This window comes from Vannielia sp. (assembly GCF_029212645.1).
Taxonomy (GTDB): domain Bacteria; phylum Pseudomonadota; class Alphaproteobacteria; order Rhodobacterales; family Rhodobacteraceae; genus Vannielia.
Map to the genome: position 1 here is coordinate 1 of NZ_JARGND010000069.1, position 10,283 is coordinate 10,283.

Here is a 10,283-nt window from a genome sequence, read left to right on the forward strand (position 1 = left end):
GGCGCGCAGCGTTTCGATGATGAAATCCACCGCGTGCTGATCTTGCAGCGGCAGGGTTGGCTCCGGCAACGCAAAGCCATCAAGCCCGGTTTTGCCGTGAACATGCTCAGCGGTGACCAAAGTATGTGCCAACGGCTTTTCGCAGCCTGCGTATATTGGCACATCGGCCCTGCCGGAAAGTTCGACCACCGTACGGGCGTTTTTCGTGGTGAGCGGCAGCGGCACATTGCCCGCCACGGCGGTGACGCCCAGCACCTCCAGCTCGGGCGAGGCGAGGGCGAGCAGCAGGGCAACGGCATCGTCCTGGCCGGGGTCGGTATCAATGATGATCTTGCGTGGGGTCATGGCGGGGAAGATGGGGCGCACCATGGGTGAAGTCCACCCCCCATTGCGGGATTAGACGAGCGTGGTTTTCACGGTCGAAGCGGCCTCCAGCGTACGGTGAACGGGGCATTTATCGGCAATCTCAAGGAGGCGCTGGCGCTGGGTGTCATCCAGATCGCCCTCAAGGCGAATTTCCCTGAAAAAACAATCAATCTTCGCGGATTTTGCGGCATCGGCAGCGTGGCATTTTTCATGGCTCACATCAACCGACACATGGGTGAGCGGCCAGCCTTTGCGGCGAGCATACATGCGGATGGTCATCGAGGTGCAGGCGCCCAACCCCGCAGCGAGGAAACCATAGGGCGACATGCCGCGATTGGTGCCGCCAAAGTCGACCGGCTCATCGGCCAGCGCGTGGTGATGGGGGCCTGATTGAATGTCTTGCAGGAAGCCTTCGGGATCGGCCTCGGAGACGCGTGTGATGCCCTCGGGGGTGTGCGGCTTGGGGGCGGGCGCGGGCAGATCAAGGTAGCGGGCGGCCCATGCGGCGATCACCTCGGCGGTGTATTCGGCATCGGCGGGATCAGAGATGAGATGATCGGCTTTATCCAATGTCACAAAGCTTTTGGGGTGTTTTGCAGCGGTGAAGATCTGGGTGGCGTTATCAATCCCCACGACGCTATCGAGCGGGCCGTGCAGCACCAGAAGGGCGCGGCCCAGTTTGGAGATTTCGGGGGCGAGGTTTTCGGCGTTCACATCTTCAATAAAGCTCTGGCGAATGGTGAAGGGGCGGCCCCCAAGCTGCACCTCAGCCTCGCCATTATCGGCGATGTCCTCAAGGGCCGCGCCGAAATTATGGGTGACATGGGCGGGATCGAAGGGGGCGGCAATGGTGGCGACGGCGCGCGCGCTTTTGATCTGGCGTGCGACCTTGAGGATCGCCGCGCCGCCAAGCGAGTGGCCGATCAGCAGCGAGGGGGCCATGTTTTGTGCGCTGAGGTAATCGGCGGCGGCCTTCAAATCGGCCACGTTTGAGCTGAAATCAGTGTTGGAAAACTCGCCGTCGGAATGGCCCAAGCCGGTGAAATCAAACCGCAAAACGGCAATACCTTTCAGCGCGAGGCGGGCCGAGATGCGCCGGGCGGCGGCGATGTCCTTGGAGCAGGTAAAGCAGTGGGCAAAGAGCGCGGTGGCCAGGTGATCGCCCTCGGGCATATCGAGGCGGGCGGCGAGGGTTGCGCCATGGGCACCGGGGAAAGTGAGGGCTTTGGTGGGCATGGGAGGCTCCGGTTGCAATTGGCTATGGGGGCGGCGTAGATCGCGTTTAGCTTTAAGGGTTTGGTGGGCGATGGCAATTCTCAAGTCCGTGTTCTGGCTGGTGGCTGTGGCCGGATTTTCGGCGATTGCGCTGAGCTTTTCCGGGCAGGTTTGGGCTTGGGGAGACAGCTTGGCCGTGGGGCGCAGTTGGCTGGCGCTGGCGGGGGTGGTCTGGGTGATTTCGGGGCTGGTTCTGGGCGGTTTCGGGCGGCGTGCGGGGCTGGTGATGAGCCTTGTTTTGCTGGCGGTTCTGGCCCCGATTGGCTGGGCGAAGTGGCGCCCAGAGCCTGCCGGGCCGGGGGATTTGGCGGTTTATCAGAAGAACATGCTTTATGCGCTCGCGTCGTTTGAGGCGCTGGAGGCGGATATCAGGGCGGCGGGAGCGGATTTTGTGACGCTTCAGGAGGTGGACCCGGATAACCTGGGCCTGTTGGAGCGGCTATCAGACGCCTACCCGCATTGGCATTTCTGTCCGTTTTATCAGGTGGTTGGCGGGGTTTCCGTGGCCTCCAAGCGCCCCTTGCTGGAAAGCCGTTGCGGGCTTGGCTATGCGGCGGCAAAGGTGGAGGGTCCGGGGGGGCCGCTTTGGGTGGTGAGCCTGCATTTATACTGGCCTGCGCCGCGTGGGCAATGGGCGCAGATTGCAGAGATTATCCCGCAATTACAGCGGCTTGATGCCCCGGTTTTGATGGCCGGAGACTTCAACATGGTGCCGTGGTCATCCGCGGTGGCGCGGCTGGAGGCGGCAACAAAAACCCACCGGGTGGGCAGGGCGCGCATTTCGATCACGCAGTTTGGCGGCAAGCTGCGGCTGCCGATTGACCATGTGTTGGCCCCAGAAACCTGGCGCGGGCGGACTGAAATACGCCCGCGCGCAGGATCGGACCATAAAGGGGTGCTGATGCACCTTACCCTTGAGGATAGCAAAGCGCGGTAAACATCAACTTAACCGCGCCCGCATTAACCCTGTTCAACCGTCGATCTGGCTGCCCATGATAGCGAGGCTTTGCTGGTAAACGGTGGCGGCGTTCCACTCTTTCAGCACGCGGTAGTTGGGCTGGCCCTGCTGGTAGCCCTTGCCCGGCTTCCAGCCGTGGGCGCGCAGGTAGTTGGCGGTGGAGGCCAGCGCGTCGGACTGGTTGTTGAAATCAATGCGCCCGTCGCCATTGCCATCAATGCCGTATTTGAGCGCATTGCCGGGCAGAAATTGGGTGTGGCCCAGCTCACCGTGCTTGGCCCCGATGGCGTTGGGGGAGATCATCCCTTTATCGACCATCACGATGGCGGCGAGCGCGTGTGGCTGGAAAAACGCGGAGCGGCGGCAATCATAGGCGAGGGTGGTGATGGCTGATACCACGTTGGAATCGCCCATGAAATTCCCGAATCCGGTTTCCATCCCATGCACGGCGATGACGATGCCCGCTGGCACGCCAAAACGCTTTTCCAGCGCGTTGTAAAAATTGATATTGCGGGCGCGGCGCTTTTTGCCTTGGGCGATAATGGTGTTGGCCCCGCGAATTTGCATGAACTTGTCGAGCGAGTATTTGAAGCTTTTCTGGTTGCGATCCGCCGCGATGGTGCGCTTGGCGTATTGCGCATTAGCGAGCGCCTGAAGGCCGCGTTTTCCGACGCCATTCTTTTTGGCGATCTTGGCGAAATCGGCCTTCCACGCGGCGAAACCGCCAGCGGAATTGCCACAGGTCAGCGCCGAGGCGGCGGCGGGGGTGAGGGCGATGAGAGCGGCGGTGAGGAGGGGTTTGAGCATGGGTAATATCCACTTAAAAATACAATGGCGGGAGGTTAACCTGTGCGCTGCGCACGGGGAAGTCACAAAGGGTTTGCCTTGATTTTGGGCGGGACACATCCGATGCACAAGCGATGCACATGTCATACATCCGCTTTTTGCGCACATGAGGGCCTGAATGGCATGGTTTATGTGCGCGGCGTTGTGATTTGGGCTTGTTAACCGTGGCGGCTTTCTCTCAACCTTCAAACATGACGATTTTGCAGGATCAGTTGCGCCCCTTGCCAGCGGGATACGGGCGCTTGCCGGGGTTGGCCGCGATGGAGCCAGCGGGTTGGCTGGTGGTGGATGAGGCCTACGGAGCGCAGATGAAGGAGCGCGCACGCCTTGTGGCCGAGCGGCGCGGTGAAGTGATTGCCGAGCGTCCGGCGGCAAGGGCGGCGGCGCTGGAATTGCTGGCCGAGGTTTTGCGCCATTTGGAGGCGCGGCCGGAGTGGCAGGTTGGGGCGCAGGTGCGCTGCCCTGACGGGCGGGAGGTGACGGTGGATGGCACCGACCCGCTTACCACGCTGGCGGCGCTGGTGGCCGAGGATTTTGCGATTTTGCTGGAACAGGGCGGCGTGCATGTGATGGAGGCGGGGGTGATCTGCTTTCCTTCCCGCTGGACGCTGGCCGAGAAGATTGGGCGCGGGTTGAGCGACATTCATGCCCCGGTGGTGGAGTATGATGCGGCGCTGGCGGCGCGGGTGGAGCGGATTTTTACCAATGTGAAGGTGGGGCAACCGATGGTGCGGGCGAACGCGCTGTTTCACGATGATCCGGCGCTGTTTCAACCGCGTGCAGAGGTGGCCGAGAAGGGATGGGCCGGGCAGGGCGCGCGGTATTTCCGCTCGGAACGCCAAGGGCTTATGCGCCTTCCGGTGAGCGGGGCGGTGGTGTTTTCGATCCACACAACGGTGCTGCCTGCCGAGGCGCTCAGCCCTGAGCAACGCGCGCAGGTGGCTGGTTAGATCCCGCTTCCAAACAGCGGCTTGTGTTCCGTTCGGGGCCGCGTTTAACCGCCCATGGTGAGCGAGTCGCCTTCGCCGCCTATCCCCATTGCCCAGCGATCAACGAAGCCGATCGAGGGCGCGGCGCCGGTGCCTGCCTAGCCATGGCGTGCGCGGGCCTTGGCATCGGGGGTGGAGAAGAAATCATTGACGGCCTCGGCGGTGGGGTCGCCGGTGGGGGGCGGTCCGGAGGGGACGGTATCGGCACGGGCCGAGGCGATGCCGGGGGCGTTGTCCTCGCCATCGGGCTGTAGCAGGAACACGCCGTCAAGCTCGCGCAGGGTCAGCGCGATATGGCCTGTGGGGTGCTCGGGGCCGGGGCCGTGGTGGCTGACGCGGATCACCTCGCTCGGGCCTGCGCCAAACTCGGCCCCATCGCCAAGGATGCGCCCGGTGGCGCGGCAGTGGTCGATGAAGGCATAGGCGCGGTCGAGGATGTAGGGCAGGCGCGAGGGGGCCTCACGGAACACCAGGGCGCGGCCCAGCACCTGCTCGGCGTGGTCAAGCCGCACCCCCATGCATTGCGTGCCCTCGGCCATGCGCCCCGAGGAAAACGGGCGCGGGTGGATGAAGAGCGGCAGCGGGAACAGCACATCGGCCATCGCCATGAAACGCTCGGAGGAGAAGAGTTGGTTGGACTGGCCCCAGTACACGGCGAGGGGGAGGGCCTCCATGGCGAGCTGTTCGGCGGCGATCTGGGTGAGGGCGAGCAGGGTTTCAAAGCTCTGCTGCCCGCCGCTGCCCTTGCCACGGGCCTCGGCCACCACCGCGAGAAACGCGCGATGCTGGGAGCAGGTGGTGGGCCAATCGGCCCCTTGCAGGCGGCCGTAGTCGGAGGCCATCGCGGTGGCGAGGCGGCTCTCGGGCATGGGTTTTGGCGAGAGGGCGATGGTGAGGGTGATGGTGCCGCCGGGGGTATCCCCTTTGAGCTTGGCGCCTTTGCCGGGTTTCAGCGAGGCGACCTCAAGCGACAGGCCGGAGGGCGCCATGATGGCGTTCACGCTCGCGGCGATGGCGGCGAAATCCACCTGCGGCTGGGCCGGGTAAAGAAGGGCTGCATCCAGCCGGGTGGGAAGGGGCATGTTGGTGCCTCCGGTGTTTTTGGGTCTGCTCCTGGAGGGGATGATGGCAGGGGTTTCGGGCGGATTTAGGGCATGAGAGGGGCGCGGCTTGGGCCTGGGGTGGGGTGAGGTGCGGGGGCCGCGGGAATTTCGGGGGGGGGCGTTGCGCCATGGATCAGGCTTCAACCCGCCGGGCGGGCCCGGTGCTGCATGGGCATATCCAGAACGCCCCGGTTGATAAAACAGGGAAATCGTTTGGGATATTGAGATTGGCGGAGATGAAAAGGGGCACGCCCGATCACCGGGCGCGGAGGGGGAGATACCGCTGGACGCAGCGACGAGGGGACACTTGGGGAGAGGCCGCCCCTTGCGCGACAGGGTAAAATGCAAAAAGGACGCCCCGAGGAGCGTCCTTTTCTAGTGCTGTCTCTGCCGCGATCAGCAGCTGTAGTACATTTTGTACTCAACTGGGTGCGGGGTGTGCTCGTAGGCGTAGATCTCTTCCCACTTGAGGTCCATGTAGCCTTCGATCTGGCTCTTGGTGAACACGTCGCCGGCGGTGAGGAAGTCCATGTCGGCTTCGAGAGCGCCGAGGGCTTCGCGCAGGCTGGCGCAAACGGTGGGGATATCGGCCAGCTCTTCAGGCGGCAGATCGTAGAGGTCCTTGTCCATGGCTTCGCCGGGGTGGATCTTGTTCTTGATCCCGTCGAGGCCAGCCATCAGCAGGGCCGAGAAGCAGAGGTAAGGGTTTGCTGCCGGGTCGGGGAAACGGGCCTCGACGCGCTTGGCTTTGGGGTTGTCGGCCCATGGAATGCGCACGCAGCCAGAGCGGTTGGACGCGGAATAGGCGCGCAGCACGGGAGCCTCGAAGCCGGGGATCAGGCGCTTGTAGCTGTTGGTCGACGGGTTGGTGAAGGCGTTGAGCGCCTTCGCGTGCTTCAGCACACCGCCGATGTAGTAAAGCGCCTCATCGGAGAGGTCGGCATACTTGTCACCGGCAAAGAGCGGCTTGCCGTCTTTGAAGATCGACATGTTGACGTGCATGCCGGTGCCGTTGTCGCCCGCGATGGGCTTGGGCATGAAGGTGGCCGATTTGCCGTAGGCGTGGGCCACGTTGTGGATGATGTACTTGTACTTTTGCAGCTCATCCGCCTGATGGGTGAGCGAGCCGAAGATCAGGCCAAGCTCGTGCTGGCACGAGGCCACCTCGTGGTGGTGCTTGTCGACCTTCATGCCGATGCGCTTCATGGTCGAGAGCATCTCGGAGCGCAGGTCCTGTGCATCGTCGGTGGGGTTGACGGGGAAGTAGCCGCCCTTGATGCCGGGACGGTGGCCCATGTTGCCCATCTCGAACTCGCCATCGGTGTTCCAGGAAGCGTCACCTGCGTCCACCTGGTAGCTTACCTTGTTCATCTCGACGGAAAAGCGCACGTCGTCAAACAGGAAGAACTCGGCCTCGGGGCCCCAGTAGGAAGTATCGCCGATGCCGGTGCTCTTGAGGTAAGCTTCGGCCTTTTCGGCGGTGCCGCGCGGGTCACGGTCGTAGGCTTCGCCGGTGTCGGGTTCCACCACCGAGCAGTGCAGGCAGATGGTTTTCTCGGCGTAGAAGGGATCCTCGTACACGCTGTTGGTGTCGGGCATCAGCTTCATGTCGGATTGGTCGATCGACTTCCAGCCAGCGATCGACGAGCCGTCGAACATGAAGCCGTCTTCGAGGAAATCCTCGTCAACCTGATCAGACATGACGGTGACGTGCTGAAGCTTGCCACGGGGATCGGTGAAGCGGATATCAACGTATTCGACGTCGTTATCCTTGATCATTTTGAGAACGTCAGACTTGCTCATGGTGACTTCTCTACTCCTTGCTGAAAGTTGTGCTGTCTTGTGCGGGGGCGTAGGGCAGGGGCGCTTAAAGCGCCTCCTCGCCGTCTTCGCCGGTGCGGATGCGGATCGCCTGTTCGACGGGCGACACAAAGATCTTGCCGTCACCGATCTTGTCGGTTTTTGCGGCGGCGATGATGGCCTCGACGGCGGAGTCGACCTGATTATCGGCCAGAACCACCTCGATTTTCACCTTGGGCAGAAAATCCACCACATATTCGGCGCCCCGGTAGAGCTCTGTATGGCCCTTCTGGCGGCCGAAGCCCTTTACTTCGATGACCGAAAGCCCTTGCACGCCGACGTCTTGAAGGGCTTCCTTCACGTCGTCGAGCTTGAAGGGTTTGATGATCGCCTCGATCTTTTTCATGATGGGCCGACTCCCTTGATGTTCGTTCCGCAAGGGAGAGACCATGGATGGCGGGCATCGTCCATGAGCGGCGGTGGCAGGCTTGGGGGGCACGGTCGCGGATTTGTGAGTGGTGATTAAAAAATGTGCAAGTTGCCCGTTTGCGGGGCGGTGTGCGAACTTTTCGAGCGGAGAGAGCCATGGAACTTCTGACGTCTGCACAAATGCGCGCCATCGAGGGCGCGGCGATTGCCTCGGGCGAGGTCACGGGCCTTGAGCTGATGGAGCGCGCCGGGCGCGGCGTGGTGGAGGCGGTGTTTGAGGAGTGGCCGGACCTGGCGGCGGGCACGGAGAGGGCCGTGGTGCTCTGCGGGCCGGGGAACAATGGCGGCGACGGGTTTGTCGTGGCGCGATTGTTGCGGGAGTGGGGCTGGGAGGTTGAGGTGTTTCTTTACGGCGACGCCGAGAAGCTGCCGCCGGATGCGCGGGTGAATTATGAGCGGTGGCGCGGGATGGGGGCAGTGCAGGCGCTGAGCGATGAGGGGTTTGATGGCTATGCGGAAGATCACGCCGGCACGGTGCTGGCGGTTGATGCGCTTTTCGGCACGGGCCTCACCCGACCGCTGAAAGGCCTCGGCCACGTAGAGATGGAACTGAACGATATGCAGGCCATGCCGGGCGGCCCGCATGTGGTGGCGGTGGATGTGCCCTCTGGCCTGTGTGCCGACAGCGGGCGCTATTTGGGCATGGACGGTGAAAACCCCTTTGACACGTGCATCATGGCCAATCTTACGGTGAGCTTTCATGCCGCCAAGACGGGCCATGTGCTGGCGGATGGTCCGGGGGGGTGCGGTAGGCTTGTGGTCAAAGGGATCGGGCTGACGGGGGCGGATGTGGAGGGTGCAGGTATTGTCGCCACGGTGCCGGAGCCGGGGCATTTGGTGGGTAAGCACGGAAGGCACAAGTATTCTCACGGCCATGCGCTCATCCTAGCGGGCGGGTCTGGCAAGGGCGGGGCGGCGCGAATGGCGGCGCGCGGGGCTTTGCGGATTGGGGCGGGGCTGGTGACGGTGGCGCCAACGCCGGGGGCGTTGCAGGAGAATGCGGCGCGGTTGGACGCGGTGATGTTGCAGGCGGTGGGCGATGGTGATGCGCTGGCGCGGGTGCTGGAGGACAAGCGGATCAACGCGCTATGCCTCGGGCCGGGGCTGGGGCTTGAGCGGGCGCGGGAGATGGTGCCGGTGGCCCTGCGCGTGGGGCGGGCAACAGTGCTGGATGCCGACGCTCTGACGGCCTTTGGGGATGATCCACAGGCGCTTTTTGCGATGCTGCACGAGGGCTGTGTGCTGACGCCCCATGGCGGGGAGTTTGCGCGGCTGTTTCCGGATATTGCTGAAAAGCTGGCCGCCCCGCCGGTATCGGGGCCTGCCTATTCCAAGGTGGACGCCGCGCGGGAGGCGGCGGCGCGGGCGAGCTGCGTGGTGCTGTTCAAGGGGGCGGACACGGTGATTGCCGCGCCGGATGGGCGCTGCGCGTTGAACGCGGCGGTTTATGATCGCGCTGTGCCATGGCTTGCAACGGCAGGGGCGGGCGATGTGCTGGCGGGGGTCATCACCGGGCTGTTGGCGCGCCGTTTTAGCGCGATGAGTGCGGCAGAGACGGGTGCTTGGCTGCATGTGGAATGCGCGCGCGCCTTCGGGCCGGGGCTGATTGCCGAGGACCTGCCGGAGGCCTTGCCGAGCGTTTTGCGTGGGCTGGAGGTGTAAAACCGCCCGCTCCGCTCCGAGCGGCGCCATAGGCCGCACCCAGCCTGCGCCGGGGTGGCGTTGGTCTTTGGGGCCGTGATCCTGGCGGTCAGGCGGCGTGGGCGCTTTCCTCCTGAGGCGGCTCAAAGGCGCATTCGACGCCGCCGACATACAGGATTTCGGGGCGATCGAACCGCAGCGTCACCATTTCGATCCCGGTGAGGCGCGGGCTGCGCAGGATATAGCCTTGATCGACCAGCGTGGCGGCAGGGGCGAGGGCGGCGGCGGTGCCATGGATCAACCGCGCCCGCCAATCGCGCAACAGCAGCTTTTGCGCCGGGCTGACGTGCAACAGATCAGACGGCCTGCCATCGCCAAGCGCATGGGGCGCAATCGCCACAGGCGGGGCGGGGCAGGCGAAGCGGGTGATCTCTGTGACGCGGACCATGCCGCTTGAGCGCGCGATAATCCGGTCGCCCGGCTTCAAATCACCCAACCGCCGCTCGCCATCGGCTGTTAGGATGCGGGCCTGCGCGGAAATACCGGCGGGGCCCAGATCGGGCGGGGCTGCGAACGCTGTGCGCCGCAGGTCTCCCAAAGTCAAATCAGACATGGGGATGCTCTTTTTTATACTGCCTCGTTTTTCTTTCACCATACCGTAAACGAAGGGTTAATGGCTACTGAAAAACCTCTCGCAATCTTCATTTTCGGCTGCTATGGAGCGCCACGATGCGGGTGTGGCGGAATTGGTAGACGCACCAGATTTAGGTTCTGGCGCCGCGAGGCGTGGGGGTTCGAGTCCCTTCACCCGCACCA

Annotated in this window: 10 protein-coding genes and 1 tRNA gene; 4 read left to right on the forward strand and 7 right to left on the reverse strand. The window is 63.5% G+C overall.

The features are described from left to right. The coding region (locus P1U55_RS14825) for a nucleoside hydrolase (RefSeq protein ID WP_301048416.1) at positions 1 to 345 on the reverse strand (345 nt) is incomplete at its 3' end. A 51-nt stretch (positions 346 to 396) separates the two neighbouring features. Then, a complete protein-coding gene (locus tag P1U55_RS14830; RefSeq protein WP_301048407.1) occupies positions 397 to 1,602 on the reverse strand; it encodes a bifunctional alpha/beta hydrolase/OsmC family protein in 1,206 nt (401 codons plus the stop codon). Between the two features lie 70 nt (positions 1,603 to 1,672). Here P1U55_RS14830 and P1U55_RS14835 point away from each other — a divergent pair, with 70 nt between their 5' ends. Continuing rightward, positions 1,673 to 2,578 carry an endonuclease/exonuclease/phosphatase family protein gene (locus P1U55_RS14835; RefSeq protein WP_301048408.1) on the forward strand — a complete coding sequence of 302 codons (906 nt, stop codon included), beginning with the start codon at positions 1,673 to 1,675 and terminating at the stop codon, positions 2,576 to 2,578. A 33-nt stretch (positions 2,579 to 2,611) separates the two neighbouring features. Here the strand turns inward: P1U55_RS14835 and P1U55_RS14840 are convergent, their stop codons facing one another. Beyond that, on the reverse strand, positions 2,612 to 3,406 hold the full coding sequence (locus P1U55_RS14840; RefSeq protein ID WP_301048409.1) for a lytic transglycosylase domain-containing protein: 795 nt from the start codon (positions 3,404 to 3,406) through the stop codon (positions 2,612 to 2,614). A gap of 230 nt (positions 3,407 to 3,636) precedes the next feature. Between P1U55_RS14840 and P1U55_RS14845 the strand changes: the two genes are divergently transcribed. Continuing rightward, positions 3,637 to 4,395: a DUF3445 domain-containing protein gene (locus P1U55_RS14845; RefSeq protein ID WP_301048410.1), complete on the forward strand. Its 759-nt coding sequence runs from the start codon at positions 3,637 to 3,639 to the stop codon at positions 4,393 to 4,395. 137 nt (positions 4,396 to 4,532) lie between these two features. Here P1U55_RS14845 and P1U55_RS14850 read toward each other — a convergent pair whose 3' ends face one another. The 3 genes from P1U55_RS14850 to P1U55_RS14860 form a co-directional block, all read right to left on the reverse strand. Further along, positions 4,533 to 5,516: a hypothetical protein gene (locus tag P1U55_RS14850; RefSeq protein WP_301048411.1), complete on the reverse strand. Its 984-nt coding sequence runs from the start codon at positions 5,514 to 5,516 to the stop codon at positions 4,533 to 4,535. 417 nt (positions 5,517 to 5,933) lie between these two features. Then, positions 5,934 to 7,340: a type I glutamate--ammonia ligase gene (gene glnA / locus P1U55_RS14855; RefSeq protein ID WP_301048412.1), complete on the reverse strand. Its 1,407-nt coding sequence runs from the start codon at positions 7,338 to 7,340 to the stop codon at positions 5,934 to 5,936. A 64-nt stretch (positions 7,341 to 7,404) separates the two neighbouring features. Beyond that, complete coding sequence (locus P1U55_RS14860; protein ID WP_301048413.1) at positions 7,405 to 7,743, reverse strand: P-II family nitrogen regulator; 339 nt, start codon at positions 7,741 to 7,743, stop codon at positions 7,405 to 7,407. Between the two features lie 179 nt (positions 7,744 to 7,922). On the opposite strand from P1U55_RS14860, the gene P1U55_RS14865 reads away from it, so the two are divergent. Then, the gene (locus tag P1U55_RS14865; protein ID WP_301048414.1) at positions 7,923 to 9,488 is read left to right on the forward strand and encodes an NAD(P)H-hydrate dehydratase; all 1,566 of its coding nucleotides are present in this window, start codon (positions 7,923 to 7,925) and stop codon (positions 9,486 to 9,488) included. An 88-nt stretch (positions 9,489 to 9,576) separates the two neighbouring features. On the opposite strand, the gene P1U55_RS14870 is transcribed toward P1U55_RS14865, so the two are convergent. Continuing rightward, complete coding sequence (locus tag P1U55_RS14870; RefSeq protein WP_301048415.1) at positions 9,577 to 10,080, reverse strand: Hint domain-containing protein; 504 nt, start codon at positions 10,078 to 10,080, stop codon at positions 9,577 to 9,579. A 118-nt stretch (positions 10,081 to 10,198) separates the two neighbouring features. Between P1U55_RS14870 and P1U55_RS14875 the strand changes: the two genes are divergently transcribed. After that, positions 10,199 to 10,283: transfer RNA gene (locus tag P1U55_RS14875), tRNA-Leu, on the forward strand.

Coding starts and splice junctions, on each gene's coding strand:
- P1U55_RS14840 (WP_301048409.1), bottom strand. CDS start 3,406: ATGCTCAAACCCCTCCTCACCGCCGCTCTCATCGCCCTCACCCCCGCC.
- P1U55_RS14870 (WP_301048415.1), bottom strand. CDS start 10,080: ATGTCTGATTTGACTTTGGGAGACCTGCGGCGCACAGCGTTCGCAGCC.
- P1U55_RS14845 (WP_301048410.1), top strand. CDS start 3,637: ATGACGATTTTGCAGGATCAGTTGCGCCCCTTGCCAGCGGGATACGGG.
- P1U55_RS14860 (WP_301048413.1), bottom strand. CDS start 7,743: ATGAAAAAGATCGAGGCGATCATCAAACCCTTCAAGCTCGACGACGTG.
- P1U55_RS14865 (WP_301048414.1), top strand. CDS start 7,923: ATGGAACTTCTGACGTCTGCACAAATGCGCGCCATCGAGGGCGCGGCG.
- glnA (WP_301048412.1), bottom strand. CDS start 7,340: ATGAGCAAGTCTGACGTTCTCAAAATGATCAAGGATAACGACGTCGAA.
- P1U55_RS14850 (WP_301048411.1), bottom strand. CDS start 5,516: ATGCCCCTTCCCACCCGGCTGGATGCAGCCCTTCTTTACCCGGCCCAG.
- P1U55_RS14835 (WP_301048408.1), top strand. CDS start 1,673: ATGGCAATTCTCAAGTCCGTGTTCTGGCTGGTGGCTGTGGCCGGATTT.
- P1U55_RS14830 (WP_301048407.1), bottom strand. CDS start 1,602: ATGCCCACCAAAGCCCTCACTTTCCCCGGTGCCCATGGCGCAACCCTC.